The sequence below is a fragment of the Pseudomonas sp. DWP2-2 genome (assembly GCF_049897065.1).
GTDB lineage: Bacteria > Pseudomonadota > Gammaproteobacteria > Pseudomonadales > Pseudomonadaceae > Aquipseudomonas > Aquipseudomonas paracarnis.
Genome location: NZ_JAFCVN010000003.1, coordinates 229,055 through 254,812 on the forward strand (window position 1 = coordinate 229,055; position 25,758 = coordinate 254,812).

Genomic DNA, 25,758 nt, shown 5'->3' on the forward strand with positions numbered 1-25,758 from the left:
TTGTATGGTGCCGGCACCAGGAGTCGAACCCGGGACCTACTGATTACAAGTCAGTTGCTCTACCAACTGAGCTATACCGGCGTGTTAGGGCGACGATTATAGCGATTGGAAAGGTTCTGTAAACCCCTGAATTCTGACTATTTTTGCAAAGTCTGAGGTTTCTTGCGATCAGGCTGTCTTGGGCACGTTTTCACAGGTTGCAAGCCTGTGGAAAACACACGCTGAAAAAGCCATTAAATTGACTATCTACCGTCCATCTAAAAACCCGAGCATAAAAACAGCAAAATAATGACACTTCAAACCCTTTGTCACAGAATGCCCCCAACAAGGGCGCCTATAAAAAGACCTGCGGCAAGTGCCCGCACTTGCTGACCTTCACGTCTTTAAGCTGCGTCGTGAGGAGCAGGCTATGAGCCTAAGCAAAGAAATTCTGGCGTTGTTTGGCAAAGACGTTACCCATGATGCCGACGGCATCAATGCAAGAATGCACTTTTTCGGCAGTGTTCCTGACGAAAGTATTTACCAACAGCCCCTCAATGCCCCGGAGCTGCGCCCTAAAATAGTGGCGTTGGTGTCTATCAATGGCGGTGTGGGCCGCAGCACGCTGGTCACGGCCTTGAGCAGTGGGTTGCAGCGCCTGGGCGAGTCGGTGGTGGCGCTGGACCTGGACCCGCAGAATGCCTTGCATCATCACTTTGGGGTCAGTTCCACCTTGCCCGGAATCGGCCGCACCAGTCTGGAGCATGGGCAATGGGCGCCCTTGCAGCAGTTGGGCTTTGCCGGTTGCCAGGTGATGACGTTCGGCGATATCGATATCCAGCAGCAGGAAAGCCTCGAGCGCTGGCTCAAGCAGGAGCCCGGTTGGCTGGCGCAGCGTCTTGGGTGCCTGGGGCTCAGCGAGCGGCACACGGTGATCATCGATACGCCCGCGGGTAATAACGTCTATTTCCATCAAGCGTTGAGCGTTGCCGATGTGGTGCTGGTCATCGTGCAGGCGGACGCTGCTTGCCTTGGGACCCTGGATCATCTGGACCTGCTGCTCGCTCCGCACCTTGAGGGCGAGCGCCCGCCGGTTGTGCAGGTGGTGATTAACCAGGTGGATGAGAGCAACCCCTTCAGCCTGGACATGGTCGAGGCGTTCAAGCATCGCTTGGGCAAAGAGCCGTTGGAAGTTCATCGCGATATGGCCATCAATGAGGCGTTGGCCTACTCATCCGACCCACTGGATAACGTGGCGAAACGGCTGGCCAGTGATGATATCAACGAGGTTTGCCTGTGGCTGAAGGCGCCAAAACAGACCGCATAAAGCGCCCGTTATTCGCGTGGCGCCAGATGCTTATGCACAATCGGTTGGTAACGGGTGTCACGAAACAGCCATTTTGTGCAGCAGTTCTCAGCACGCGGCAACTGCCTGTTTTGTGTGCACTTTATTTTGTGAACAAAAAATAACCAGGCCAGCTTTGGGTGTGAAGTGCCGATATCTAGGGCCTCTGCAAAGTATTCATCAACAGAGTTATCCACAGGGCGTTTGTAGGATTTTTTGCCCTTTATTCGCGCTCGGCCAGCACCATCAGGTTGCGAGGGGTCAACGATGGTTCGCAGAAGCTGCCGACCTCGACGTTGTAGCCCTGTTCCACCATGAACAGTGCCCGGTCCAATACCAACCACAGTTCCAATGGGCGTCGAAACAAGCCTCTCACTAACTCAAGGTTGCGCACCTCTGCCAGGCGTTGCCAGCCGTGGGCTTCCAGGGCTGGCCAGTTCTGCTCGCCTGTGGATAAGCCCTTGAGGCTTGCCAGTTCCTGGCAATAGTCGGCAAAGGGTTTATCCAGCCAACTGGCGGGCAGGGAAGGTGTTGGCAGGTAGTCGTCGCAGCCACGCAGTTGCCGTTGCAGTTGGTCAAAGCCCAGGCGGCGGGCCATGGAGGTGTCCCGTTGTTGGCGTACACGGTTGCCGGCGGTGACGGTTTCGCTCAGTGGCAGGCCCAGGTCCTCAATCGACAGTTGCAGCAGTGAGGCGCGCCCGGCGGCGGAGAGGGCTTGATAACGGTCGGCGGTGATGCGGTTGTAGCAGCAGGGCGCCAGGGCCAGTTGTTTGCAGCCGGCGGCGCTGGCCAGTTGTAGCAGGCGCACATGCAGGTCGCCGCAGGCATGCAGGGCGACCGGCGTGTGTTCGGGCTGGATCGCGACATCCGCCATCACGTCTTGCAGATGATGGGTTGCGGGCAGGCCGTGGCGATCACTCAAGGCTTGGCCGGAGGCGATCAGGGCGGGGTCGTATTCCAGGCAGGTCAGCTGTTGGCCGGGTTGCAGCAGGCGGCGGCCTAGGTGGCCTTTGCCGGCGCACCAGTCCAGCCAGTGGGCAGGCGTTTGGGTAAAGGTCAGCGCGGCGCCGAAGGCTTCGATCTGTTGCCATTTGCGCCCTGGCACGTCGACATTCAAACGATGGCGAGCGGGCTCAAGGGTGTGCGTGGGTAACTTATCCACAGTAGCGAGGCGCAGCGCGTGAGCGGCCAGCTGTGGAAAAGGTGTGGGCGCGGGCAGGTCGTGGGGTTGGTTGTGACTGGCTTCAGCTTCGGCCAGCGAACGCTTGCGCAGCCACTGGGATAACTCGGGATGCTCGGTTTCCCAGGGCAACTGCAACTGAGTAAAGGGCCGTGGTCGCCACAGCCCTTGGTGTTCGGTCAGGAACGCATCCAGTGCCTGGAAGCGTGCCTCAACGTCCTTGGCATGCATCGACGCGCAGCCATTTTTCCAGCAGTTTGAAGCCGCGCACCAGCACGTAGGCCATCAGCAGGTAGAACAACCCTGCGGCGAAGAAAATCTCCACCGGCAGGTAAGTGCGGGCAATGATGGTGCGCGCCATGCCGGTCAGTTCCAGCAGGGTCACGGTACTGGCCAAGGCGCTGGCCTTGAGCATCAGGATCACTTCGTTGCTGTAGGCCGGCAGGCCGATGCGCGAGGCGCGTGGCAGGATGATGTAGAACAGCGTCTTGGGCTTTGACATGCCCAGGGCCCGCGCCGCTTCGATCTCGCCCGGCGGAATGGCCTGGATCGCACCGCGCAGGATCTCGGCAATGTAGGCGGCGGTGTGCAGGGTCATGGTGGCGGTGGCGCACCAGAACGGGTCTCGCAGGTACGGCCACATGAAGCTGTTGCGCACGGCGTCGAATTGCGCCAGGCCGTAATACACCAGGAACAACTGCACCAGCAGCGGCGTGCCACGGAAGAAGAAAATGTAGCCGTAGGGCAGGGCGCTCACGTACCAGCGGCGCGAAGAGCGGGCGATGCCCAGAGGGATCGCCAGCAGCAGGCCGGCGATCACGGCGATTGCCACCAGCTCCAGGGTCAGGGTTGCGCCCTGGGCCAACTTCGGCAGCCACTTGATGATCACTGCCCAGTTCAGGCCCAGGTCAAAGTGCGATAGCCAGCTGTAGTCGCCGCTCATTGGGTGCTCCTTGCAAAGCCGCGGGCGGCGCGTTTTTCCAGGAAGTGCATGCTGGTCATCGCCAGTACTGTCAGGCCCAGGTACATGAAGGCGGCGACCATGAAGAAGGTGAAGGGTTGCTTGGTCACGGTCACGCCGATCTGCGCGTGGCGCATGATTTCTTCCAGACCGATCACCGACACCAGCGCGGTGTCTTTCATCAGGATCATGAACAGGTTACCCAGGCCCGGCAGGGCGATGCGCCACATCTGCGGCATGATCAGCCGGGTGAAAATCCGAAACTTCGACAGCCCCAACGCCACACCGGCTTCGCGGTGGCCCTTGGGAATGGCGAGGATCGCGCCGCGGAACACTTCCGTTGCATAGGCGCCGAAGCACAGGCCCAGGGCGATGACGCCGGCGGCGAAGGCACTCAGCGACAGGTCGGGGTTGCCGAAGAACTCACCGAGCGCACGCATCAGGTTGACGGTGCCAAAGTAAATCAGCAGCACCCACAGTAATTCGGGAATACCGCGAACGATGGTCGAATACGCACCGCCCAGCCATTGCAGTGGCTTGTACGGGGAGGTCTTGGCCAAGGCGCCGGCAAGGCCGAGCACCAGCCCCAGGCACAGGGCCGTGAGCGCCAGTTTGACGGTCATCAGCGCGCCGGCGGCAAGGGCCGGGCCGAATCCGTAGAGATCGAAATTCATGGTGTTTTCATATCGCGGCAGGCATTGCTAAAAGCCAGCGCGCTCGCAGGAGCGCGCCGGGCAGGCCGTTCAGATCATTCGATGCTGAACGGGAAGTACTTGTCGTTGATCTTCTTGTAGGTGCCGTCTGCCTTGATCTCTGCCAGGGCTTTGTTCAGGCGCTCGCGCAGCGGGTCGCCTTTGCGTACGGCGATACCAATCTTGTCGCTTTCTACCACCGGGTCGCCTTTGAATTCATAGGCCGAACCGTCTTTGCTCTTGAGCCATTCGTACTGCACGTACTTGTCAGCCAGGATGCCGTCGAGGCGACCGGAGGTCAGGTCGAGGTAGGCGTTTTCCTGCGTGTCGTAGAGCTTGGCTTCGGTGTCCGGCAGCTTGTCTTCCAGATAGGTACCGGCCAGCGTTGCGCGCTGTGCACCGATCACCTTGCCTTTGAGGTAAGTGGCGTCGGTCTTGAAATCCGCAGTGGCTTTGGGCGCAATGAACTGCAGCTTGTTGGAATAGTACGGGTCGGTGAAGTCCACCGCCTGCTTGCGCTCGTCGGTGATCGACAGCGAAGACACCAGGAAGTCGAACTTCTTGGCGTTCAGGGCAGGGATGATGCCGTCCCAGTCGGACACATACACTTCGCACTTCTCGACTTTCATCTTGGCGCACAGGGCGTCGCCGATGTCCTTGTCGAAGCCGACAACGTTACCGCTGGCGTCTTTATTGTTGAACGGCGGGTAGGCCGCTTCGATCCCCATCTTCAAGGTTTCTGCCATGGCCGTGGCGCTGAATGCCATCGAGACGGCCGCGGCCAGAAGGAATTTCTTATAGGTCTGCATGCATGTTGCTCCGTTAGCGGTTGCTGGACATGAATTGTTTGCAGCGCGCCGAAAGCGGGTTTTCAAATACCTGCTGTGGCGATCCTTGCTCTTCGACCAGGCCCTGGTGCAAAAACACCACTTCGCTGGATACCTGGCGGGCGAAGCCCATTTCGTGGGTGACCAGCAGCATGGTGCGGCCTTCTTCGGCCAGCGCGCGGATCACATTAAGTACTTCCTGGACCATTTCCGGGTCAAGCGCCGACGTCGGTTCGTCGAACAGGATGACTTTAGGCTGCATCGCCAGGGTACGCGCAATCGCTGCGCGTTGTTGTTGGCCGCCAGAGAGTTGCGCAGGGTAGGCGTGGCGCTTGTCGGCGATACCAACCTTGGCCAGCAGGGCCTCGGCCACTTCTATCGCTTCGGCCTTGCTCTGGCCGAGCACGCGCCGAGGAGCCTCGATGATGTTGTCGAGGATGCTCATGTGCGGCCACAGGTTAAAGTTTTGAAACACAAACCCGATTTCGCTGCGCAGGCGGTTGATCTGCTTGCCGTCGGCGGCCATCAGTTCGCCGTTTTTCGCGGCCTTTAGCTTGAGTTCTTCGCCGGCCACCAGTATCTGGCCCTGGTGCGGGTTTTCCAGCAGGTTGATGCAGCGCAGGAAAGTGGACTTGCCGGAACCGGAGGAACCCAGGATCGAGATCACATCGCCGTCGCGAGCGGTCAGCGAGATACCTTTGAGTACCTCAAGCTCACCATAGCGTTTATGCAAGTTGCGGATTTCAAGCGCGGGCGTGGCCTCGGCCATGTGCGGTCCTCATTGTGTTCGTTGCGATCTTCGCTGTTGGGCCGCCTTCCTGGCGAGGCGCCAAGCTAGCATAGCGTTTGGATGACAGCCAACAGCGCTGCGGACGGTTAACCGGTGGTCTGCGGCAGGGTGTCGCATCGGCGCAGCAGTGTGTCGCGCCATCAACAACCTACAGACGTTTGACCCGGAAAGATCCACAGGCTTCGCGTAAAAAAGGGCGCGATGGTGCCAGCTTTGGCCGGGTGTTGGAAGGGTTAACCGGGCAAACGGTCCATATCAGCCCGGTTATGGGGCGTCACGTACTTTTTGTGTGTGTTTTTGGTGCGTCGCAATGCCATGAATGTGAGTCGCACGGTAACGCTATAGCGGAATGCCATTGTTCTCAATGACTTGCGATGAGTAGTGAATTGTCCTACAGCCCCCGCCAACTGTGGTTCTGAAATATTTTGGCGCAAATCTTGCGTAAAAAATAAAGAACGCCCTGTTGGATTCTTTTCACGAGAAAGGCTGCAAGCCGGGCGAACCGTTTTCGCAATTCCTCGCAAAGGTGTGTCAATGAGTAGTACGCAAAGCTCCAATGACCTCGAACAGGGGCTCAAACCGCGTCACGTCACCATGCTGTCGATTGCCGGTGTCATCGGCGCCGGTTTGTTTGTCGGCTCCGGCCATGCGATCGCTGCTGCCGGCCCGGCTGTGCTGTTGGCCTATGCAGCCGCCGGTACGCTGGTAGTCCTGGTGATGCGCATGCTGGCCGAGATGGCCGTTGCGTCACCGGATACCGGTTCGTTCTCTACCTATGCCGACCGGGCAATCGGCCACTGGGCCGGTTTCACCATTGGCTGGCTCTACTGGTGGTTCTGGGTGCTGGTGATTCCACTGGAAGCCAACGCGGCGGCGACCATCCTGCACGCCTGGTTCCCCGACGTGGCGATCTGGGTGTTCACCCTGGTCATTACCTTGCTGCTCACCGCAACCAACTTGTTCAGCGTGAAGAACTACGGCGAGTTCGAGTTCTGGTTTGCGCTGATCAAGGTCGTGGCGATCGTGGGCTTTGTGATCCTCGGCCTGGCCGCGATCTTCGGCTTCTTGCCCACCAGCCAGGTCAGCGGTGTTTCGCACCTGTTCGATACCCAAGGGTTCATGCCCAACGGCATGGGTGCCGTATTGGCGGCGATCCTGACCACCATGTTCTCGTTCATGGGCACCGAGATTGTCACCATCGCCGCAGCCGAATCGAAGAACCCGGGCCAGCAAATCACCAAGGCCACCAACTCGGTGATCTGGCGGATTGGTTTGTTCTACCTGTTGTCGATCTTCATCGTGGTGTCCCTGGTGCCTTGGAACGATCCGACCCTGGCTGCCGTAGGTTCCTACCAGACCGTGCTGGAGCGCATGGGTATCCCGAACGCCAAGCTGATTGTCGACCTGGTGGTGCTGGTTGCCGTGACCAGTTGCCTCAACTCGGCGCTGTACACCGCGTCGCGCATGCTGTTCTCCCTGGGCCGTCGCGGTGACGCACCGGCCGTGGCCAAGCGCACCAACAAGAGCGGCACGCCTTACTGGGCGGTGTTGCTGTCTACCGGCGCCGCGTTCCTGGCGGTATTCGCCAACTACGTCGCTCCGGCGGCGGTGTTCGAATTCCTGCTGGCCAGCTCCGGCGCCATTGCGTTGCTGGTGTACCTGGTGATTGCCGTGTCGCAACTGCGCATGCGCCAGAAGCGTGCGGCAGCGGGCGAGAAGATCGTCTTCAAGATGTGGCTGTTCCCAGGCCTGACGTACGCGGTAATGGTGTTTATCGTCGGTACGTTGACCATCATGCTGTTCCAGGAAGCGCACCGGGTCGAGATCATCGCCACCGGGGTTCTGAGCTTGCTGGTGGTATTGGCGGGGTTGGTGGTGGCGAGCCGTCGCAAGGCCCAAAGAGTAGGGGCTGCGGCGCTTAACTGACGAGAGACGGTGGTAGCGCACCGCGCAACAATGTGGGAGCCGGGCTTGCCCGCGATGACGGACTGCCAGTCGATATATTCGTCGACTGACACACCGCCATCTCAAGCAAGCCCTAACGCCAGTCAGTTAAGACAGAATCGGTAACTGTGGCGAGGGAGCTTGCTCCCGCTGGGGCGCGAAGCGGCCCCAAAAATGGGACTGCTACGCAGTCCAGCGGGAGCAAGCTCCCTCGCCACAAGTCACTGGTTGTCTGCTCGAGCTCTTAACTGACTGGCATTAGGGCAAGCCCGCTCCCACATTTTTATTTTGTGTCAGTCGGGGGCGTTGGCCAGCGCCTGGGACGCCGCCACGTAATCGGCCTGGAACTGCGGCGACTCAATCCACGCTAACGCCGCGGCTTCGTCATCGCTGTCCGTCGCCCACTGCCGATACTCGATCAGCGCCGCCAGGATAAAGTCGGTCGCTTCTTCTTCGCCTTCCTGCTCCAGCACCAGCGCCAGCAACGGGTGCGCCAGGAACACCGCACACAGCGCCTGCTGGCTGATCTCGCCAGCGGCACGCATTTCGACGAACAGTTCAGTCAAATCCACCGACTCAAGGTCGATGCGGCTGTCGTCGCCAGCAAAAGCATCCGGCTTGTGCGCCACGGCGCGCTGGGTGCGGTTTTGCTTGGCCTTGGCTTTTGCCCGGTGGGCGCGTTTTTGCTGCTTGTTTGGCGAGGCCATGGGCTCAACGTCCTTGGGGGTCTGGTCTGGAGGGTGTATTGAAGCGCAGGTTGGGGTAAATCCCAAGGGTTTCTCGGGCGGCAATGATTGCTGTAGTGCTCGACCTTATCTGCGCGGGTACTTAGGCTGACAGTCTATTGACCCACCAGAGCCCGCCCATGACCCGTGACACCCTGGAACACCATCAGGTCCCGATCTACTTTGTTGCCGTCTTTGTTGCCGTCACGTTTGGCCTGTTCTGGCCCTTGTCGGCGCAGGGCTTCAGCCTTTGGGTGACACCTGCCATCGCCGTGCTGATGTATGCGATGTTTTTGCAGATACCCTTTCTTGAGCTGCGCCAAGGCTTGGGCAACAAGCGATTCATGGCGGCCTTGCTGCTGGCCAATTTCATTCTGGTGCCTTTGCTGGTGTGGGGGTTGACCCGCGGCCTGGTGGAGCGTCCGGCGTTGCTGGTGGGCGCTCTGCTGGTGTTGCTAACGCCCTGTATCGACTACGTGGTGGTGTTTACCCATATCGGCAAGGGCGATTCGCGTTCGATGCTGGCGGCAACCCCGCTGTTGCTTTTGCTGCAACTGCTGCTGTTGCCGGTATACCTGGGGCTGATGTTGGGCGAGCAATCCAGCGTGGTGGTAGCGGCGGGGCCATTTGTAGAGGCGTTCGTGGGCTTGATTGTGGTGCCGATGCTTCTGGCTGTCCTCACCAGCGCGCTTGCGCGGCGTTCGAGCGCTATCGGTCTTTGGAGCAGCGCCTGGGCGTGGTTGCCGGTGCCGGCGATGGCGCTGGTGTTGTTTGTCGTGCTCGCTTCGCACATCACTGCGGTGGTGCGAGATATCAATTTGTTGTTGCCGGTCATTCCAATCTACGTGGCCTTTGTACTGTTGGCACCGTTGATGGGCATTGGGGCTGCGCGGCTGTTCGCACTGCCAGCGGTGACGGCGCGGGCGGTGACGTTCAGTGCGTCGACGCGTAATTCGCTGGTGGTTTTGCCATTGGCGCTGGCCCTGCCGGAGGATGTGCGCGGTTTGGCCGCAACGGTGGTGATCCTGCAGACCCTGATCGAGCTGGTTGCCGAGTTGGCCTACGTTCGCCTGATCCCGGCAGTGGTGTGGCCCACCAGTCGGTAACCACGTGAATGTTCAGGTCTGTTCAGGCGCCATTCAGGGGCGCGTTCGGCACCATACGCCAGCGCTTCCCACCTGACAGGTCAACCGATGGATCACCGCAACCGTTTTCGCCTGGAGTCACTGGGTATTTTCCTGGTCGCTCTCTTGTTGTTCACAGTAGGTATCTGGGATCAGCAGCCCCAGGGTTTTGACGGGCGTTGGGCGCTGTTCATGCAGGAAATGTATCGCCATGGCGCGAGTCTTTTCCCCACCACCTACGGCCAGCCCTATGCGGATTACCCCGGCACCGCGACCTTCTTCAGTTATCTATTCGCCCGCTTGTTTGACGCGCCGAACCACTTGGCGAATGTGCTGCCCACAGCGCTCGCGTCGGCGGGGGTGATCGCGCTGATGTATCGCCTGCTGGCACCCTACAGCCGTGCCTGGTCGCTGCTGACGGTGCTGCTCACGCTGCTCACCGCCCAGTTACTCGAAAAGTCGCGCTCGGTGTGCCTGGATCAGATGGTCGCGTTGTTATGCGTGGGCAGTTTCTATCTGCTGCACACCGGCGAACGCCTCGGGTCACGGCTGAGGCAACTGGCGGTGTTCCCGCTGTTCATCCTGGGTTTTGCCATACGTGGGCCGCTGGGGTTGATTGAAGTCTGCGGGGTGGTGTGTGTGTATTGGGCATTGGGCAAGCCGGGAGAGCGTGTCCGGCAGGTGCTGATCCACGGCGTTGCCGGCCTGGTGTTGCTCGCAGCGTGCTGGTGGCTGCTGATGAAGCTTGCGCGGTTCAGTGGTGGCGCTGCGTTTGCCGATGAAGTCTTCAAGATGCAAGTCGGTGGGCGTCTGGATGAGTCGGGTGAGCCGTTTTACTTTTACTTCCAACTGAGCTTGTACCGCTACTTCCCGGTGGTTCCGCTGGCGTTTGCGACCCTGTTTGCGTTGCGCCATCGCTGGCCCGAGCGTTGGGGCAATGAGCACCTGCAATTGCTGGTGCGGTTCGGGGGCTGCGGCTTGATGATTCTGCTCGGCCTGTCGGTACCGCACTTCAAGCGCGCTTATTACATTCTGCCGATGGTGCCGATGTTTGCGGCTGTCGCTGCCTATGGGCTGCTGCATGCGCAAGGCTGGCTGGTGGGCGTGCGTCGTGGCTACGAATGGCTGGTCGCGGCGCTGCCGGCGTTGTGCGTGGTTGTGTTGTTTGTGTGTCGACACGCCTGGCACAAGCAGGGCTACTGGCCGGAGATTTCCTTGCCGTTGATGATCGGCGTGCTGGTGGTGCTGCAAGCCGCAGCGTTGATTGCCTGGCAGCGAGCATGGCGGTTGGTGTGGCTCAGTCTGATCGCGCTGGTGGCGCAATGGCTGTTGCTTGTGACAGTGATAGAGCCGGCCAAGGACCTGCAATTCGACACCCGGCGGTTTGTCAGCCAGGTGGAGGCGTTGCGCCAGACGCAGCCAGGTCCCTTGGTGTTTGTCGATCTGGCCCGGGATACCTGGGCGGTGCGCTACATGATGAACCTGGATCACGATGAACAGCCGCTGTTTGTCGGGCGTCACGAGCTTGAGAAGTTGGCGGCGCTGCCCCGGCCCTCCTGGGTGATCGTGTCGCGCAAGGAGACCGCGCTGTTGAAGGGGTCGCCGGTGGAGCACCTGGCGCCGAGCTATCAAGGGCGCTTGAATGACAACCCGTTGATGGTGTTCTTGCTCAAGTAAGGAGGCCCTTGAGCCAAGGGCCTGTCGAGCAGATGATTATTTGCAGCGGAAGCTTTCAGGCATCGTGACCGTGTAATTGCGCTGCACGCGGTCCTGGAAATTCAGGTTCTGCAAACCCTGCTGCACCAGGAAGGCTTCGACCTTGGCGGCTTGGCAGTCGTCGTTATAGGACGACGCCCTTAGCAGGTAGACAGCGCGCCTGCTCACTTCATCACGAGCGGTGACCCGGAAGGTGGTGAGCGTGGTGTAGCCGGTGCGCTCCGAGGTCCCTACCGGGCCGTAGGAGGTGTTTGGAGTGCTGGTGCAGGTCAGTTGGTCGGTCTTTTTCTTGTTCTTCTTGCATTGAGTGGTGGTGCTTTTTGCCACCTGCCCGTATTCGGTGGCGGTATAGCGATACGTCACCTGCTTGCTGTCGACGTCCAGGGTGACGGTCATTTTGATCGGCGCGTGGTTCTTGGGCAGGGTGGTGTCGGTGAAGACATTGCGAAAGCCCTGGTCCTGCATGGCGCGGACCATGTCACGCAGGTAGTAGCGAGCATTGAGTGAGTTTTCATCACTTCCGCCAGTGGAGGTCACCAGCACGGTTGCCTGCCGGTCGAAGTGATAGTCGGGATCAGGCGTCGCGTTGATCGCTACGTCCAGCTGCGTGGCACACCCACTGAGCAGGGCGGTCAGTAGTAACAGGGTGCAAAGCAAGAAGCGGGTCATGAAAAAACCTTACAACTGAGATTTGGGTAAAGGCTGAACGATTGAGTCCAGCCAAAAATAACCCTCAATCGTCCTGCTGCGACATCGTGTCCGTAAATGCGTGAGTCGCATTAAATCGCAGGCAATAAAAAACCCCAAGGAACGCATTGTTCCTTGGGGTTTCTCGGTATTTTGGTGCCCAGAGACGGAATCGAACCGCCGACACGGGGATTTTCAATCCCCTGCTCTACCGACTGAGCTATCTGGGCAACGGGGCGCATTAAACGGGTTTTTCAGGGGGTCGTCAAGCAAGTTTTCAAAAAATATTTAATTATTACCGTCGCTTACGTGCAGACCCTGGTTTTTGATCAATTATTGAGCAGGCGGCACGTAGCCGTCGGCCTTGGCGTATTCCTCGCCGGAAAAGAACTTGTCCATTTCGCCGGCCAGGTATTTACGGTCTTCGGCGTTCATCATGTTCAGGCGTTTTTCGTTGATCAGCAGGGTCTGGTGTTTCAACCAGTCGCCCCAGGCTTTGGCGGAGACGTGCTCGTAGATGTCCTGGCCCTTGGCACCTGGGTACGGAGGGCGCTCCAGGGCTGGCAGTTCTTCTTTGTACTTGCGGCACATGATGGTGCGGGTCATGACGAAACTCCTGCGTTCAATACGTCGGCCGCGCGCTTCAGCAGTTTTTTCACCGGGGCGGCAAGGCCCAGGCGCGGCGGGGTGGCGAGGTTATACCAGAGCCAGTCGGCCTCGGCCACGTGATGGGCGGTTTCCTCGACCTGGACCAGCCAGGGTTCGATGGCCAGTTGGAAGTGGCTGAAAGTGTGGACCAGCCCGGGCAGTTCCTGATGCTTGCCCAGCGCCAGCGCGTGCTGGTTGGCGAGGTGATCCAGGTCTTGCAGGTCGTCCAGCTCCGGCAAGCTCCACAAGCCGCCCCACAAGCCCGTAGACGGGCGACGGTAAAGCAGGATCGCGCCCTCTGCGTTGGCCAGCATGGGCATCAGCGTGCGCTTTTGCGGGATGGTCTTGCGCGGCTTCGGGATCGGGTAGCGTGTTTCCAGGCCCAGCATGTGGGCTTCGCAGCCTTTTTCCAGCGGGCACAGCAGGCAGCTGGGTTTGCTGCGGGTGCACAGGGTGGCGCCCATGTCCATCATGGCCTGGGTGTAGGCGTTGACGCGCTCAAAGGGTGTGAAGCGCTCTGCGGTGGCCCACAGCTGTTTGGCGACCTTGGGCTCGCCCGGGTAACCCTCTTGCGCGGTAAAGCGCGCCAGCACGCGTTTGACGTTGCCGTCGAGGATCGGCGCGCGCAGGCCCATGCTCAGGCTGGCAATCGCGCCAGCGGTGGACAGGCCGATGCCCGGCAGCTCGGTGAGCTTTTCCACGTCGCGGGGGAATTCGCCGCCGTGTTCGGCCACCACGATCCTGGCGGTCTTCTGCAGGTTGCGCGCCCGGGTGTAGTAGCCCAGGCCCGTCCACAGGTGCAGCACTTCATCTTCCGGCGCAGCGGCCAGGGCTTCGACGGTCGGCAGGGACGCCATGAACCGGTCGAAGTAGTTGAGCACGGTGCTGACCTGGGTCTGTTGCAGCATGATCTCCGACACCCACACCCGGTAAGGGGTGATGTCCTGTTGCCAAGGCAGGTCGTGGCGGCCATGGCGGTCGTACCAGTCCAGCACCGCTTGTGAAAACTGCTCGTTTCTCATCGGTTGAACAGGCCTTTCAATGCGTCTTTGAGCTTGGGGTTAACCTTGTCGAGTTTCTCTTCCAGCTTCTCGTTGAGGCGGTTGCCGGCAGCCTTGAGGGCGACCTGGCCCAGGCCGTCCTTGTCCAGGCGGCAGGCCTTGGCGCCAAGCTCAAGCGGGCCTCGGCAGCGCAGGGGCACCTCAATGCCCTGGAAGTTGGCGCCGACCTGGCAGGCTGGGTCCGGCACGTCACGCTTGTCGCCTTCGACGATGATGCCGACGCGGTAGTCCATGCCCAGCACGCGTAAATCCACATCGCCGTTGCCGTTGAGCGTCAGGCCAGGGATACGTACTTTCAGGTCGGGGTTGCTGGCCACGCCGTTACGGAACGTGAGGTTGCCGCGCAGTTCCTGGAAGGGCGTGTCCTTGCCGCCTGGTGTGGCGCTCAGGGTCTTGCGGTTGAGCAGGGCGATGCCGGTGCACAGTTGCTGCTCGATGTTGGCATTGAGCAGCACACCGTTGTTGATCACGATGCTGGCGGTGCCGTTGAGGCTGTCGATCAAGGCCTTCTGGCTATTGCCACGGCCGTTGAGGTTACTGTCGAGGGTGAGCTGGCCTTTGACCGGCGGGTTTTTCCCTTGGGCCTGCAGGATGCGCTCAACGGGCACCTGCTTGATGTGGCTTTGCAGGGCCAGCACTGGCGTGTCCTGGCGTACGTCGAGTGTGCCGTTGGCCTGGAACGTGCCGTTGTAGAGACCGCCGCTGAGGGTGTCGAGCTTGAGTTGCCCGTCAATGCCAGAGGCTTTGAGCACCGCGTTCTGAATGGGCAACTGGCTCAGGGTCAGTTCGCCAAAGGCCAGGTCTGCATTCACGTCCAGGCTGCGCAGGCGCGTCAGCGGCAGCAGTTTGTCGTTGCTCCAGGCACCTTTGGTTGGCGCCTCCGGCAATGGTGTACTGCCGCCTGCCGCCATGGCGCCGGCTTCGCTGCTCTGTACTTCGGCCTGGCGTGCGGCGGTTGCGCCTTTGGCGGCTTCGGATTTGGCCGGCAGGTAATTGTCGGCATTGAAGGTATCGCCCTTGAGCTGCACACGCAGTGACTGCTTGGCGAAGTCATCCACGGCGATGCGGCCGGTGAAGGTGCTGGCATCGAGCTTCAGGTTCAAGTTTTCCAGGGCGACGCTGGTGGGCGTGCCCTTGAGGCGGCTCACCAGTTCGACCTTGCTCAGGCTGCCTGGGGCCATGGCAGGCAGTGGGTGGCCGACGCTCTCAAGAAACTTGGCCAGGTCAAACTGGGCAACCGACAGGGCGCCGCTGATCTGCGGGGTTTTGTCCAGGTCATTGGCCTTCAGTTCCCCCAAGGCGCGCAGTTGGTTGGCCGCCAGTTTCAGGTTGGTCCATTCGGCGACGTTGGCCGCCAGGTCCACCAGCAGTTGGCCCTGGGTGGAGAAGCTCACGGTCTTGCCTTGCAACGGCTCACCGGTAGCCTCGCCACTCAAGCGCATGTCTTCGAACTGATAACGCTTGAGCGCGCGCTGGATGCGCAAGTTGCCGTTCAGCTCAGTCTTGACCCGCATCAGCGGCTGGTTGCTGCCCAGGAACGCCGTGAGTTTCAGCGGGATGCTGGCGCCTTCGTGGATGGCACCGGCACTCAACTGGATACTTTCGGCACTCAATTGCTTACCGGTCTGTTCATCGGTGTATTCGACGCGGGCGTTGTTGATGGTCAGGCTGTCGATGTCCAGGCGGATCGGCTGCGGCGGTTTTTCCGGCTTGGTTTCAGCCACCGGTTCGACCGGCGCGGGAGCGGGGGCACCGGCGGTTTCGTCGGGCAGGTTCTTGCCGATGTCTTCCCAGTTGCCGTGGCCTTGCTTATCGCGGTTCAGGCGCAGGTTCAGGCCCTCGACACGCACATCGCTCATCTGCACTTCGCGGCGCAGCAGCGGCAGTACGCGCACCGAGAGGCCGAGCATCTGCAAGTCGGCAAACGGTTGAGTCGGTGCGGTCAGGGTTGCGACGCTGGCTTCATGAAGCTCCAGGCCCAGCCAGGGGAACAGGCTCCAGCCGATATCGCCATTGAGCGTCAGCTCGATGTGGGCCTTGTCGCGGGCTATCTGGCGAATTTCTTCTTTGTAGTCGTTGGGATCGAAAAGGTGGGTCAGGGCAAAGCCGAGCGCCACAATGATCAGCAACAGCCCGAGAAGTACCAGACCCAGGATTTTGCCGAACGCTTTCATGGGCGAGTCCTTGTATGTCGATTTCAAAATTTAGCCGCAGAGTATAACGCCCGAAGGCCGGCGTCAGTTCACGGATCGTTACATTGTATCCACCGGTGCGGAAATGGGATTTTGACGTCAAGAAAATACAGATAATCGAAAAAAGGTAGTGGCAGTTTGATTTTTCCGTCATCCACTGGTGCTAATCTCTGCACGTTCGTCCGCCTTCTGCGACTTAACGTCGCGCCTAAAAGGGAGCTTCACTCAACAAAACGGCCACGCTTTGCGTGCAAGGCCGAGGGAGAGAGCGCCTGACGGACGCATACCAATAACTGGGGGAAACACCAATGAGCACTAGCACTGTGGCCGGCAATGCCGCCGCACAGCCTGCGTTCCTGTCCAAGGAGCGCATCATCGCCAAGCCGGGCTTCAACCGCTGGCTGGTTCCACCGGCCGCACTGGCCATCCACTTGTGCATCGGCATGGCCTACGGCTTCTCGGTGTTCTGGCTGCCCTTGTCCAAGGCGCTGGGCATCACCGCACCTGTGGCCTGCGCGCCGGACATGAGCTTTATCGCCCAAGTCTTTTCGTCCCAATGCGACTGGCCCATCTCCATGCTGGGCTGGATCTATACCCTGTTCTTCATCTTCCTGGGCTGCTCCGCAGCAATCTGGGGCGGTTGGCTGGAACACGCCGGGCCGCGTAAGGCTGGTGTTGTCTCGGCGCTGTGCTGGTGTGGTGGCCTGCTGATCTCGGCCTTGGGTATCTATACCCACCAGATCTGGCTGATGTGGATCGGCTCCGGGGTCATTGGCGGTATTGGCCTGGGCCTGGGCTATATCTCGCCCGTCTCGACCTTGATCAAGTGGTTCCCGGACAAGCGCGGCATGGCCACTGGCATGGCGATCATGGGCTTTGGCGGCGGCGCGATGGTGGGTGCACCTTTGGCCGCGGCGCTGATGGGCCATTTCTCTTCACCGACCAGCGTCGGTGTATGGCAGAGCTTTGTGGTCATGGCGGCGATTTACTTCGTGTTCATGATCGGTGGTGCACTGCTGTATCGCGTGCCGCCAACCGGCTGGAAGCCTGAGGGTTGGACTGCTCCGGCGAAAAAAGCCAGCAATGCGATGATCACTCACCGCCATGTGCATGTGAATGTCGCGTGGAAAACCCCGCAGTTCCGCCTGGTATGGCTGGTGCTGTGCCTGAACGTGTCGGCCGGTATCGGCATCCTGGGCATGGCTTCGCCACTGCTGCAGGAAGTGTTCGGCGGCAAGTTGCTGGGTGTTGATGTGCCATTTGGTCAATTGGATGCGGGTCAGTTGGCCTCCATTGCAGCCATTGCCGCTGGTTTTACCGGCCTGTTGAGCCTGTTCAACATCGGTGGCCGGTTCTTCTGGGCGTCGTTCTCCGACTACCTGGGGCGTAAAAACACCTATTTTGTGTTCTTCGCCCTGGGCTTTGCCCTGTACGCGCTGATCCCGAACCTGGGGCACCTGGGTAACGTGGCGCTGTTCGTGGCCGCGTTCTGCATCATTCTGTCGATGTACGGCGGTGGTTTTGCCACGGTTCCGGCCTACCTGGCGGACCTGTTCGGCACTCAGATGGTTGGCGCGATCCACGGTCGCCTGTTGACCGCCTGGGCCGCAGCGGGCGTATTGGGCCCGGTGCTGGTGAACTACCTGCGTGAATACCAGTTGAGCATCGGCGTTGAACGCGCCGCGGCCTACGACATCACCTTGTACATCCTCGCCGGCCTGCTGGTGCTGGGCTTCATCTGCAACCTGCTGGTGCGCCCGGTGGCCGACAAGTACTTCATGACTGATGCAGAACTTGCCGCCGAACAGGCGCTGGGCCATGACAAAGGTGCCGATGCCACCACCGTGCTGGAGTGGAAGGCCTCCGCCGCCAGCAAGCCGCTGGCGATTGCTGCGTGGCTGGTAGTGGGTATTCCACTGGCGTGGGGGGTGTGGGTGACCCTGCAGAAGACGGCGGTACTGTTCCACTGACACCGCAATAAGGGTGGGCCCGGCTCCTGTGGGGCCGGGCTTGTGTGGGAGCTGGCTTGCCTGCGATAGCATCACTGCGGTGTAACTGATACCCCGAGGTGTCTGCATCGCAGGCAAGCCAGCTCCCACATAAGCCCATGCTCACATGTATGCACATGTCTATCCCCGACATTCCTCGCTCCAACTCGTCAGTCTTATCCCCTTCGTTGTTTCTGTTTAGCGCCTGCGCCCCTATAATGGCTGCCTTTTTCGCCCAATGATTTTGCGGAGCTGGTGATGGCCGAACGTAAGGCATCTGTCGAGCGCGACACTCTGGAAACCCAGATCAAAGCCTCGATCAACCTGGATGGCACCGGAAAGGCCCGATTTGATATCGGTGTACCTTTTCTTGAGCACATGCTGGACCAGATCGCCCGTCACGGGCTGATCGACCTGGATATCGTCGGCAAAGGCGACCTGCATATCGACGACCACCACATGGTGGAAGACGTGGGCATCACCCTCGGCCAGGCGTTTGCCAAGGCCATCGGCGACAAAAAAGGCATCCGTCGCTACGGCCATGCCTATGTCCCGTTGGATGAAGCGCTGTCCCGTGTGGTCATCGACTTCTCCGGTCGCCCGGGTTTGCAGATGCACGTGCCGTACACCCGCGCTAACGTGGGCCGTGGCTTTGACGTCGACCTGTTCCAGGAATTCTTCCAGGGCTTTGTCAACCACGCACTGGTCAGCCTGCACATCGACAACCTGCGCGGCACCAACACTCACCACCAGATCGAAACCGTGTTCAAGGCTTTCGGCCGCGCACTGCGCATGGCCGTGGAAGTCGATGAGCGCATGGGCGGGCAAATGCCGTCGACCAAGGGCGTCCTGTAATGCAGACGGTCGCGGTTATCGATTACGGCATGGGTAACCTGCACTCGGTGGCCAAGGCCCTTGAGCATGTAGGCGCCGGCAAGGTGCTGATCACCAGCGATGCCAACGTGATTCGCGAAGCCGACCGTGTGGTGTTCCCCGGCGTCGGCGCGATTCGCGATTGCATGGCCGAGATCCGTCGCCTGGGCTTTGATAGCCTGGTGCGCGAAGTCAGCCAGGACCGCCCCTTCCTCGGTATCTGCGTGGGCATGCAAGCCTTGCTCGACAGCAGTGAAGAGAACGGCGGTGTCGACTGCATTGGCCTGTTTCCAGGGCAGGTGAAGTTCTTCGGCAAAGACCTGCATGAAGATGGCGAGCACCTCAAAGTCCCGCACATGGGCTGGAACGAAGTGCGCCGCACCGTCGACCACCCGCTGTGGCACGACATCCCGGACATGGCGCGTTTCTACTTCGTGCACAGCTACTACATCGCCGCCGGTAACCCGCGCCAGGTGGTGGGTGGCGGGCATTACGGCGTCGATTTTGCCGCCGCACTGGCCGATGGTTCGCGCTTTGCCGTGCAGTTTCACCCGGAGAAAAGCCATACCCATGGCCTGCAATTGCTGCAGAATTTCGCCGCGTGGGATGGTCGCTGGTAAATGGCGAGGAAGCCGAAGCCGCCGATCTTGAACCTCGCGCCCGAGCAGGAACGTGAGGCTACCGACAAGATCAAGCGGTTCATGGAAGACCGCTTCGAGCTCAAGCTGGGCTCGTTCGAGGTCGCCGAAATTCTTGAGTTGTTCACCACCGAAGTGGCGCCGCATTATTACAACAGGGCGATTTTCGACACGCAGACGCTCCTTAAAGAAAGGTTCGAAAGCATCGAAAGCGACTTGTGGTCGCTTGAGAAACCCTGATTTCCCAAGCATTGCTGAATATCGAATAAGGTTTGCCAGATGCTGATTATCCCCGCTATCGATCTCAAGGACGGCGCTTGTGTCCGCCTGCGCCAAGGCCGCATGGAAGATTCCACCGTGTTCTCCGATGACCCGGTGAGCATGGCTGCCAAATGGGTAGAAGGGGGCTGCCGTCGTCTGCATCTGGTGGACCTGAACGGCGCCTTCGAAGGCCAGCCGGTCAATGGCGAGGTGGTCACCGCCATCGCCAAGCGCTACCCGACCCTGCCGATCCAGATCGGCGGCGGTATCCGCTCCCTGGAAACCATCGAGCACTACGTGAAAGCGGGCGTGAGCTACGTGATCATCGGCACCAAGGCCGTGAAAGACCCAGCCTTCGTCGCCGAAGCCTGCCGCGCGTTCCCTGGCAAGGTGATCGTCGGCCTGGATGCCAAGGACGGCTTCGTCGCCACCGACGGCTGGGCTGAAATCAGCACCGTGCAAGTGATCGACCTGGCCAAGCAGTTCGAAGCCGATGGCGTGTCCGCCATCGTTTATACCGACATCGCCAAAGACGGCATGATGCAGGGCTGCAACGTACCTTTCACCGCAGCCCTGGCAGCGGCCACCAAGATTCCGGTGATCGCTTCCGGCGGCATCCACAACCTGGGCGACATCAAGTCGCTGCTGGACGCCAAGGCGCCTGGGATCATCGGCGCCATCACCGGCCGTGCGATCTATGAAGGCACTCTGGACGTCGCCGAAGCCCAGGCTTACTGCGACGCCTACAACGGCTGAGGACTGACCATGGCGCTGGCCAAACGCATCATCCCTTGCCTGGACGTCGACAACGGTCGCGTGGTCAAGGGCGTCAAGTTCGAGAACATCCGTGACGCCGGCGACCCGGTGGAAATTGCCCGTCGCTACGATGAGCAAGGTGCCGACGAGATTACCTTTCTCGACATCACCGCCAGCGTCGATGGCCGCGATACCACGCTGCATACCGTCGAGCGCATGGCCAGCCAGGTGTTTATCCCGCTGACCGTGGGTGGCGGCGTGCGCACAGTGCAAGACATCCGCAACCTGCTCAATGCCGGTGCGGACAAGGTCTCGATCAACACCGCCGCGGTGTTCAACCCCGAGTTTGTCGGCGAAGCCGCGCAGCACTTCGGTTCGCAATGCATCGTGGTGGCTATCGACGCCAAGAAGGTCTCCGGCCCGGGCGAAACCCCGCGCTGGGAGATCTTCACCCACGGCGGGCGCAAGCCTACCGGGCTGGACGCGGTGGAGTGGGCGATGAAGATGGAAGGCCTGGGCGCCGGTGAAATCCTGCTGACCAGCATGGACCAGGACGGCATGAAAAACGGCTTCGACCTGGGCGTCACCCGCGCCATCAGCGATGCACTGGGCATCCCGGTGATCGCGTCGGGCGGCGTCGGCAACCTGCAACACCTGGCCGATGGCGTGCTTGAAGGCCACGCCAGCGCGGTGCTGGCGGCGAGTATTTTCCACTTTGGCGAATACACCGTGCCCGAGGCCAAGGCCTACATGGCAGCGCGCGGTATCGTCGTGCGCTAAACGCTGCTGGACACCATGGCAGGCTCGCGGCACTCTCTGCGCTTGCCATGGATTCCGGTAGCCTTCATGTTCAAACACCTGCTGCTCGCCCTCGCCAGTTCCTCCATGCTCATGGTGGCTCCGGCACACGCCGAACAACCGTCTGACGCCTCCCTGGTGTTGCTGACGGAAAATTTCCCGCCCTACAACATGGCGAAAAACGGCAAGAACTTCGCCAAGGACGAGAACATCGAAGGCATTGCCGTGGACATCGTGCGCGAAACCTTCAAGCGCGCTGGCATTTCCTACAACCTCACTCTGCGTTTTCCTTGGGAGCGAATCTACAAGCTCGCCCTGGAACAGCCAGGTTACGGCGTGTTTGTAATGGCGCGGTTGCCAGATCGTGAAGCCTTGTTCAAATGGGTCGGCCCTATCGGCCCGGACGATTGGGTGTTGCTGGCCAAGGCAGACAGCAAGATCGAGTTGGAAAATCTGGAGCAAGCGCGCCGCTACAAGATTGGCGCCTACAAAGGCGATGCCATTGCCGAAAGCCTGGACAAGCAGGGGCTCAAGCCGATAGTCGCCCTGCGTGACCAGGATAATGCGCAAAAGCTTATGGAACGCCAGGTCGACCTTTGGGCCACAGGCGACCCCGCTGGGCGTTACCTGGCGCGGCAGGTGGGGGTGAACGGGCTCAAGACGGTATTGCGCTTCAACAGTGCGCAGCTTTACCTGGCGTTGAACAAAGACGTGTCGGATGAGGTGGTGGCCAGGCTCCAGGCCGCATTGGATGAGTTACGCAACAGCGGCCGTATAGACGAAATCATGGCGCAATATCTGTAAGTGAGCTGTTGTGGCGAGGGAGCTTGCTCCCGCTGGGCTGCGTAGCGGCCCTAAAATCGTGGGAGCGCTTCGCGCTTCAGCGGGAGCAAGCTCCCTCGCCACAGTGACTGTCAGCGATAGATGCCGTTTTTGCCGTGGGCACTCATCGCCCGATTACTGCGCACGCTGATCATCAACTTGATATCGATCCACTCCACGCCCTGCGCCTTGAGCTTGGGCAATTCGCGCTCCAGTACCGCCAGCGTCTGTGGGTAAGGATGCCCGATCATGACTGCCGAACCCTGCTTGTGCGCCAGTTTGATCGCGGTCTGCAGTTGCGTGGTAATCGCCGCCTCGGTGCGTTCGTCATCGAGAAATACATCCCGCGACACATGGGCCAAACCGATCTTCTGCGCCTCGGCGGCGGCGACGGTTTGCGCACTGGTGCGGCTGTCGACGAAGAACTTGTGACGCCGTTGCAACTCACCCATCAGCCAGGCCATCGCTGCCGGTTGTGCGGTCATGCGGCTGCCCATGTGGTTGTTGATGCCGGCGGTGTAGGGCACGGCTTCAAATGCCGCGTCCAGGCGTTTGCCCAGTTCTTCGATGGACAGCTCCGGGTGCCAGGCGAATGGGCCGGTGGCCGGGTCCATGGGCATGTGCAGGATCACGATCTTGCCAGCCTTGTGGGCCTCACGGGCAAATTCGGCGGCGTGGGGCGTGTCCGGCATGATGGCGGCGGTCACCGGGCCGGGTAGCGCAAGCACGCGACGATCCCGAGGCAGGTTTTGCCCCAGGTCGTCGATGATAAGCGTCAGGTAGGCTTTGTGCGGTTCGCTGGCAGTGGCCGCTTGAGCGACCCCCGCCAGGCTGCACAGCACAGCGAAGATCAGGGCAAGACGCATGATCAACGGCTGCGGGTGATGCTCAAGCCCTTGAGCAGGCTGAGCGCCTGGGCCAGTTGGTAGTCATCGTCCTGCGGCATCGGCTTGGCCTTGGCGCGGCTGCCGGTTGGCTGGTCGGCACCGCCGTTGCCATTGCCCAGGTGGCCTTGCAGGTCGGCCTCTTTGTAGTATTCGCCATCGATCTCGTTGGTGATCTTGGCGCGGCGTACTTCGATGTCCGGCACAATGCCCTGGGCCTGGATCGAGCGGCCGTTCGGCGTGTAATACAGCGCCGTGGTGATCTTCAGTGCACGGTCGTTGTTCAGCGGCAATACGGTCTGCACCGAGCCTTTGCCGAAGCTGGTGGTGCCCATCAGCACACCGCGCTTGAGGTCTTGCAGGGCGCCGGCGACGATTTCCGAGGCCGAGGCGCTGCCGCCGTTGATCAATACCGCCAGTGGCACGTTCTCGCTGAGGTCGTTGCCGGTGGCCGAGAAGCGCAACTCGGAGTTGGCGATACGGCCCTTGGTGTAGACGATCAGGCCCTTGGTGACGAAGTGGTCGACCACCTCGACCGCCGACTGCAACACGCCGCCTGGGTTGTTGCGCAGGTCAAGCACGATGCCGTTGAGCTTCTTGCCGTTGTCCTTGCGCAGCTTGGCCAGGGCCTTGGCCACTTCGTCGCCGGTCTTGACCTGGAACTGGGTGATACGGATATAGCCGTAGCCCGACTCCAGCAGCTGGCTTTTCACGCTCTTGACCGTGATGGTCGCACGGGCCAGGGTCACGTCAAACGGGTTGCCGCCGTCGCGTACCAGGGTCAGGGTGATCTTCTGGCCGAGCTTGCCGCGCATCTTGTCGACGGCTTCGGTCATGGTCTGGCCACGGGTCGGCTGGCCGTTGATCTTCACGATCAGGTCGCCGGCCTGGATGCCGGCCTTGGACGCCGGGGTGTCGTCGATAGGCGAGACCACTTTTATCTGGCCGTCTTCGGAGCCCACTTCGATGCCCAGGCCGCCGAACTCACCGCTGGTGCTTTCCTGCAGCTCGGCGAAATCTTCCGGGCCCAGGTAAGCGGAGTGCGGGTCGAGGTTGCTGAGCATGCCCTTGATGGCATTTTCCAGCAGGGCCTTGTCGTCTACGGGTTCGACATACGCTGCCTTGATCCGGTCCATGACCTCGGCAAAGGTGCGCAGCTCGTCCAGCGGCAATGGCGCCTTGGTCGTCGCAGCCATGGCAGGTGCAGCCGGTGCGGCCTGGTCGGCAAAAGCCAGAGGCGCGCCGATCACCAGGGCGATCGTCAGGGCCAGCGAAGTGAGGCGGGACAAATGCAGCATGTCGAACGAACTCCTAATGTAGATGCGACCCTATCCTTGGGACCGGCACCATTGTGCAGGGTCGCTCGGGCGGCCCTGCTGACGAATAGCGAAGTACAGCGCCGGGGTGTCCTGGCCGCCACTGTTACCGACAGTGGAGATGGATTCACCGGCTTTTACAACATCACCTGCCGACTTGAGTAGTGTCTGATTGTGGCCGTAAAGGCTCAAATAGCCATTACCGTGGTCAAGAATCACCAGCAAGCCGGCGCCCCGCAACCAATCGGCGAACACCACGCGCCCACCGTGCACCGCGTGGACCTGGCTGCCGGCAGAGGCGCTGATCATCACGCCATCCCACTTGGCGCGGGTGTCATCGCCACGGGTTTCCCCAAAGCGTGCCAGTAATCGACCATCAACCGGCCATGGAAGTTTGCCTCGTGCTGAAGCAAAAGGGCCGCCGAACGACTCGCCGCTGCTGGAAACCAACGGGCCAGGCGCTGCACGCGCCGGTTTGCGCGGGGTCGGAGCGTCGGTGGTGGCAGCCAGTTCGGCCTCACGCTGACGCTTTTTTTCGGCTTCCTGCTGGGCGATCAGCGCTTTTTGCCGCGCTTCTTCGGCCTCGCGTGCCTGGCGGGCCAGGGTTTCTTCAATGGTCTTGAGGACTTTGGCCAGGTCGGCCTGGTCTTGCTCGCGGGCCTGCAACTTGGCGTCGCGGGCTTTTACGTCGCTGTTGAGCTTGGCCAGGGCCTGCTGGCGTTCCTTGCGTACTTTATCGAGCTGGTCGCGCTGGGTGTCGAGGGCAGTTTTCTGGTCGAGCAACTGCGATTGCTGGTCGGCGATTTCCTGTTCGACATTGGCCAATTGGCGCAGGGTTTCGTTAAACCCCTTCAATTGCGCCAGGCGCGCCTGGCTCAGGTAGTCGTAATAGGTGAGGGTACGGGCGAATTTTTCCGGGTTCTGCTGGTTGAGCAGCAGCTTGAGGTATTCCTGGCGGCCGCTCTGGTACGCGGCACGGGCCTGGATCGCGATCAGGCGTTGCTGTTCAACGCGTGCGCTCTGGAGTTTTTTTTTCTCAGCGTCGAGTCGCTCCAGTTCCGACTCGCTCTTCTTTAGTTCTTTTTGCAGCTCCTGGACCTGCTTCTCCAGCTTGCCCATTTCGGTTTCCGTGCCGCGCAGGTCTTTCTGCACCCCGGATTTTTCTTCCTGGAGCTTGCCGAGCAGCTTTTTCAGCTCGGTAATGTCCTGACGCGTAGCGTCCAACTGTTGTTGGGTTTGTGCGCGCTCATCGGCAAACGCCGGTTGGAGCAGGCAGACAAGAGCAAGGGTTATCAAGGCGCGAAGCATAGAGGCGGGCGACACCAGGGGAAAAGGACGGCCTAGTATGCCCGCCAAGCGCTGCAAAAAAAACGCCCAATTGGGGCGGTAGGGCAAGATAGCCGCCGAGTGGCGATGGTATGGCAAAAAGACATCTATCAAACACCACAAAACCAATGTGGGAGCGGGCTTGCCCGCGATTGCGGTGGGTCAGCGACATAGATGTCGACTGATTAGCCGCTATCGCGGGCAAGCCCGCTCCCACACTGTTTT

At 60.5% G+C, this 25,758-nt stretch carries 24 protein-coding genes and 2 tRNA genes; 11 read left to right on the plus strand and 15 right to left on the minus strand.

All coding sequences use genetic code 11. The features are described 5' to 3' along the window. Positions 1–5 precede the first annotated feature (5 nt). Positions 6–81: transfer RNA gene (locus ACP7CZ_RS08535), tRNA-Thr, on the minus strand. Between the two features lie 328 nt (positions 82–409). Between ACP7CZ_RS08535 and bcsQ the strand changes: the two genes are divergently transcribed. Further along, positions 410–1,306, plus strand: coding sequence for a cellulose biosynthesis protein BcsQ (bcsQ, locus tag ACP7CZ_RS08540; protein WP_054896622.1), 897 nt, complete (start codon positions 410–412; stop codon positions 1,304–1,306). 241 nt (positions 1,307–1,547) lie between these two features. On the opposite strand, the gene ACP7CZ_RS08545 is transcribed toward bcsQ, so the two are convergent. The 5 genes from ACP7CZ_RS08545 to ACP7CZ_RS08565 all read right to left on the minus strand — a co-directional run bounded on the left by ACP7CZ_RS08545 (position 1,548) and on the right by ACP7CZ_RS08565 (position 5,753). Beyond that, the gene (locus ACP7CZ_RS08545) at positions 1,548–2,735 is read right to left on the minus strand and encodes a methyltransferase (RefSeq protein ID WP_294172853.1); all 1,188 of its coding nucleotides are present in this window, start codon (positions 2,733–2,735) and stop codon (positions 1,548–1,550) included. Continuing rightward, on the minus strand, positions 2,716–3,405 hold the full coding sequence (locus tag ACP7CZ_RS08550; RefSeq protein WP_032803763.1) for an ABC transporter permease: 690 nt from the start codon (positions 3,403–3,405) through the stop codon (positions 2,716–2,718). Before ACP7CZ_RS08550 ends, ACP7CZ_RS08545 begins: the two co-directional genes overlap by 20 nt. A gap of 38 nt (positions 3,406–3,443) precedes the next feature. Then, a complete protein-coding gene (locus ACP7CZ_RS08555; RefSeq protein WP_005783890.1) occupies positions 3,444–4,139 on the minus strand; it encodes an ABC transporter permease in 696 nt (231 codons plus the stop codon). A gap of 74 nt (positions 4,140–4,213) precedes the next feature. Next, on the minus strand, positions 4,214–4,966 hold the full coding sequence (locus ACP7CZ_RS08560; protein WP_014716503.1) for an ABC transporter substrate-binding protein: 753 nt from the start codon (positions 4,964–4,966) through the stop codon (positions 4,214–4,216). A gap of 13 nt (positions 4,967–4,979) precedes the next feature. Beyond that, a complete protein-coding gene (locus ACP7CZ_RS08565) occupies positions 4,980–5,753 on the minus strand; it encodes an ABC transporter ATP-binding protein (protein WP_010213906.1) in 774 nt (257 codons plus the stop codon). Between the two features lie 555 nt (positions 5,754–6,308). Between ACP7CZ_RS08565 and gabP the strand changes: the two genes are divergently transcribed. Then, positions 6,309–7,700 (plus strand): GABA permease, encoded by a 1,392-nt coding sequence (gene gabP / locus ACP7CZ_RS08570; protein ID WP_034125525.1) that lies wholly within the window; start codon positions 6,309–6,311, stop codon positions 7,698–7,700. 311 nt (positions 7,701–8,011) lie between these two features. Here the strand turns inward: gabP and ACP7CZ_RS08575 are convergent, their stop codons facing one another. Continuing rightward, the gene (locus ACP7CZ_RS08575) at positions 8,012–8,425 is read right to left on the minus strand and encodes a hypothetical protein (protein WP_034125526.1); all 414 of its coding nucleotides are present in this window, start codon (positions 8,423–8,425) and stop codon (positions 8,012–8,014) included. Between the two features lie 158 nt (positions 8,426–8,583). Between ACP7CZ_RS08575 and ACP7CZ_RS08580 the strand changes: the two genes are divergently transcribed. Together ACP7CZ_RS08580 and ACP7CZ_RS08585 are read left to right on the plus strand one after the other, a co-directional pair. Continuing rightward, the gene (locus ACP7CZ_RS08580) at positions 8,584–9,549 is read left to right on the plus strand and encodes an arsenic resistance protein (RefSeq protein ID WP_054919524.1); all 966 of its coding nucleotides are present in this window, start codon (positions 8,584–8,586) and stop codon (positions 9,547–9,549) included. An 87-nt stretch (positions 9,550–9,636) separates the two neighbouring features. Further along, positions 9,637–11,244 (plus strand): ArnT family glycosyltransferase, encoded by a 1,608-nt coding sequence (locus ACP7CZ_RS08585; protein WP_054919522.1) that lies wholly within the window; start codon positions 9,637–9,639, stop codon positions 11,242–11,244. A 36-nt stretch (positions 11,245–11,280) separates the two neighbouring features. On the opposite strand, the gene ACP7CZ_RS08590 is transcribed toward ACP7CZ_RS08585, so the two are convergent. The 5 genes from ACP7CZ_RS08590 to ACP7CZ_RS08610 all read right to left on the minus strand — a co-directional run bounded on the left by ACP7CZ_RS08590 (position 11,281) and on the right by ACP7CZ_RS08610 (position 15,853). Next, on the minus strand, positions 11,281–11,952 hold the full coding sequence (locus ACP7CZ_RS08590) for a hypothetical protein (RefSeq protein WP_034125529.1): 672 nt from the start codon (positions 11,950–11,952) through the stop codon (positions 11,281–11,283). A 172-nt stretch (positions 11,953–12,124) separates the two neighbouring features. Beyond that, a tRNA-Phe gene (locus tag ACP7CZ_RS08595) sits at positions 12,125–12,200 on the minus strand. A gap of 103 nt (positions 12,201–12,303) precedes the next feature. Beyond that, the gene (locus ACP7CZ_RS08600; RefSeq protein WP_034125530.1) at positions 12,304–12,576 is read right to left on the minus strand and encodes an oxidative damage protection protein; all 273 of its coding nucleotides are present in this window, start codon (positions 12,574–12,576) and stop codon (positions 12,304–12,306) included. Continuing rightward, positions 12,573–13,640 carry an A/G-specific adenine glycosylase gene (gene mutY / locus ACP7CZ_RS08605; protein WP_034125531.1) on the minus strand — a complete coding sequence of 356 codons (1,068 nt, stop codon included), beginning with the start codon at positions 13,638–13,640 and terminating at the stop codon, positions 12,573–12,575. The genes ACP7CZ_RS08600 and mutY overlap by 4 nt, the downstream gene beginning before the upstream one ends. Then, on the minus strand, positions 13,637–15,853 hold the full coding sequence (locus ACP7CZ_RS08610; RefSeq protein ID WP_072445788.1) for an AsmA family protein: 2,217 nt from the start codon (positions 15,851–15,853) through the stop codon (positions 13,637–13,639). The genes mutY and ACP7CZ_RS08610 overlap by 4 nt, the downstream gene beginning before the upstream one ends. Before the next feature lie 326 nt (positions 15,854–16,179). On the opposite strand from ACP7CZ_RS08610, the gene ACP7CZ_RS08615 reads away from it, so the two are divergent. The 7 genes from ACP7CZ_RS08615 to ACP7CZ_RS08645 all read left to right on the plus strand — a co-directional run bounded on the left by ACP7CZ_RS08615 (position 16,180) and on the right by ACP7CZ_RS08645 (position 21,989). Beyond that, positions 16,180–17,841 carry an OFA family MFS transporter gene (locus ACP7CZ_RS08615; protein ID WP_019819976.1) on the plus strand — a complete coding sequence of 554 codons (1,662 nt, stop codon included), beginning with the start codon at positions 16,180–16,182 and terminating at the stop codon, positions 17,839–17,841. 276 nt (positions 17,842–18,117) lie between these two features. Further along, entirely contained in the window at positions 18,118–18,714 is a 597-nt protein-coding gene (gene hisB, locus ACP7CZ_RS08620) for an imidazoleglycerol-phosphate dehydratase HisB (RefSeq protein WP_003187781.1), read from the plus strand. Next, positions 18,714–19,352, plus strand: coding sequence for an imidazole glycerol phosphate synthase subunit HisH (hisH, locus tag ACP7CZ_RS08625; RefSeq protein ID WP_054897551.1), 639 nt, complete (start codon positions 18,714–18,716; stop codon positions 19,350–19,352). The genes hisB and hisH overlap by 1 nt, the downstream gene beginning before the upstream one ends. Then, positions 19,353–19,610 (plus strand): DUF2164 domain-containing protein, encoded by a 258-nt coding sequence (locus ACP7CZ_RS08630; RefSeq protein WP_032894032.1) that lies wholly within the window; start codon positions 19,353–19,355, stop codon positions 19,608–19,610. Positions 19,611–19,649: 39 nt separating this feature from the next. Further along, positions 19,650–20,387: a 1-(5-phosphoribosyl)-5-[(5-phosphoribosylamino)methylideneamino]imidazole-4-carboxamide isomerase gene (gene hisA, locus ACP7CZ_RS08635; RefSeq protein ID WP_032894030.1), complete on the plus strand. Its 738-nt coding sequence runs from the start codon at positions 19,650–19,652 to the stop codon at positions 20,385–20,387. A gap of 9 nt (positions 20,388–20,396) precedes the next feature. Next, on the plus strand, positions 20,397–21,167 hold the full coding sequence (gene hisF / locus ACP7CZ_RS08640; RefSeq protein ID WP_003187786.1) for an imidazole glycerol phosphate synthase subunit HisF: 771 nt from the start codon (positions 20,397–20,399) through the stop codon (positions 21,165–21,167). A 66-nt stretch (positions 21,168–21,233) separates the two neighbouring features. After that, complete coding sequence (locus tag ACP7CZ_RS08645; RefSeq protein WP_294172803.1) at positions 21,234–21,989, plus strand: substrate-binding periplasmic protein; 756 nt, start codon at positions 21,234–21,236, stop codon at positions 21,987–21,989. Between the two features lie 110 nt (positions 21,990–22,099). Here the strand turns inward: ACP7CZ_RS08645 and ACP7CZ_RS08650 are convergent, their stop codons facing one another. From ACP7CZ_RS08650 to ACP7CZ_RS08660, 3 genes are read right to left on the minus strand one after another with little or no spacing between them, the layout of a single operon-like run. Continuing rightward, a complete protein-coding gene (locus tag ACP7CZ_RS08650) occupies positions 22,100–22,873 on the minus strand; it encodes a divergent polysaccharide deacetylase family protein (RefSeq protein WP_054897548.1) in 774 nt (257 codons plus the stop codon). A 2-nt stretch (positions 22,874–22,875) separates the two neighbouring features. After that, positions 22,876–24,189: a S41 family peptidase gene (locus ACP7CZ_RS08655; RefSeq protein ID WP_034125537.1), complete on the minus strand. Its 1,314-nt coding sequence runs from the start codon at positions 24,187–24,189 to the stop codon at positions 22,876–22,878. 30 nt (positions 24,190–24,219) lie between these two features. Then, positions 24,220–25,515 carry a murein hydrolase activator EnvC family protein gene (locus ACP7CZ_RS08660; protein WP_294172795.1) on the minus strand — a complete coding sequence of 432 codons (1,296 nt, stop codon included), beginning with the start codon at positions 25,513–25,515 and terminating at the stop codon, positions 24,220–24,222. Positions 25,516–25,758: the final 243 nt, after the last annotated feature.

Excerpts from the sequence above, each read along its gene's own strand:
- gabP (WP_034125525.1), top strand. The coding sequence starts at position 6,309 with ATGAGTAGTACGCAAAGCTCCAATGACCTCGAACAGGGGCTCAAACCG.
- ACP7CZ_RS08590 (WP_034125529.1), bottom strand. The coding sequence starts at position 11,952 with ATGACCCGCTTCTTGCTTTGCACCCTGTTACTACTGACCGCCCTGCTC.
- ACP7CZ_RS08555 (WP_005783890.1), bottom strand. The coding sequence starts at position 4,139 with ATGAATTTCGATCTCTACGGATTCGGCCCGGCCCTTGCCGCCGGCGCG.
- ACP7CZ_RS08645 (WP_294172803.1), top strand. The coding sequence starts at position 21,234 with ATGTTCAAACACCTGCTGCTCGCCCTCGCCAGTTCCTCCATGCTCATG.
- mutY (WP_034125531.1), bottom strand. The coding sequence starts at position 13,640 with ATGAGAAACGAGCAGTTTTCACAAGCGGTGCTGGACTGGTACGACCGC.
- ACP7CZ_RS08610 (WP_072445788.1), bottom strand. The coding sequence starts at position 15,853 with ATGAAAGCGTTCGGCAAAATCCTGGGTCTGGTACTTCTCGGGCTGTTG.
- hisB (WP_003187781.1), top strand. The coding sequence starts at position 18,118 with ATGGCCGAACGTAAGGCATCTGTCGAGCGCGACACTCTGGAAACCCAG.
- ACP7CZ_RS08630 (WP_032894032.1), top strand. The coding sequence starts at position 19,353 with ATGGCGAGGAAGCCGAAGCCGCCGATCTTGAACCTCGCGCCCGAGCAG.
- ACP7CZ_RS08575 (WP_034125526.1), bottom strand. The coding sequence starts at position 8,425 with ATGGCCTCGCCAAACAAGCAGCAAAAACGCGCCCACCGGGCAAAAGCC.
- ACP7CZ_RS08615 (WP_019819976.1), top strand. The coding sequence starts at position 16,180 with ATGAGCACTAGCACTGTGGCCGGCAATGCCGCCGCACAGCCTGCGTTC.
- ACP7CZ_RS08650 (WP_054897548.1), bottom strand. The coding sequence starts at position 22,873 with ATGCGTCTTGCCCTGATCTTCGCTGTGCTGTGCAGCCTGGCGGGGGTC.
- ACP7CZ_RS08545 (WP_294172853.1), bottom strand. The coding sequence starts at position 2,735 with ATGCATGCCAAGGACGTTGAGGCACGCTTCCAGGCACTGGATGCGTTC.
- hisH (WP_054897551.1), top strand. The coding sequence starts at position 18,714 with ATGCAGACGGTCGCGGTTATCGATTACGGCATGGGTAACCTGCACTCG.
- bcsQ (WP_054896622.1), top strand. The coding sequence starts at position 410 with ATGAGCCTAAGCAAAGAAATTCTGGCGTTGTTTGGCAAAGACGTTACC.
- hisF (WP_003187786.1), top strand. The coding sequence starts at position 20,397 with ATGGCGCTGGCCAAACGCATCATCCCTTGCCTGGACGTCGACAACGGT.
- hisA (WP_032894030.1), top strand. The coding sequence starts at position 19,650 with ATGCTGATTATCCCCGCTATCGATCTCAAGGACGGCGCTTGTGTCCGC.
- ACP7CZ_RS08565 (WP_010213906.1), bottom strand. The coding sequence starts at position 5,753 with ATGGCCGAGGCCACGCCCGCGCTTGAAATCCGCAACTTGCATAAACGC.
- ACP7CZ_RS08655 (WP_034125537.1), bottom strand. The coding sequence starts at position 24,189 with ATGCTGCATTTGTCCCGCCTCACTTCGCTGGCCCTGACGATCGCCCTG.
- ACP7CZ_RS08660 (WP_294172795.1), bottom strand. The coding sequence starts at position 25,515 with ATGCTTCGCGCCTTGATAACCCTTGCTCTTGTCTGCCTGCTCCAACCG.
- ACP7CZ_RS08560 (WP_014716503.1), bottom strand. The coding sequence starts at position 4,966 with ATGCAGACCTATAAGAAATTCCTTCTGGCCGCGGCCGTCTCGATGGCA.
- ACP7CZ_RS08600 (WP_034125530.1), bottom strand. The coding sequence starts at position 12,576 with ATGACCCGCACCATCATGTGCCGCAAGTACAAAGAAGAACTGCCAGCC.
- ACP7CZ_RS08585 (WP_054919522.1), top strand. The coding sequence starts at position 9,637 with ATGGATCACCGCAACCGTTTTCGCCTGGAGTCACTGGGTATTTTCCTG.
- ACP7CZ_RS08580 (WP_054919524.1), top strand. The coding sequence starts at position 8,584 with ATGACCCGTGACACCCTGGAACACCATCAGGTCCCGATCTACTTTGTT.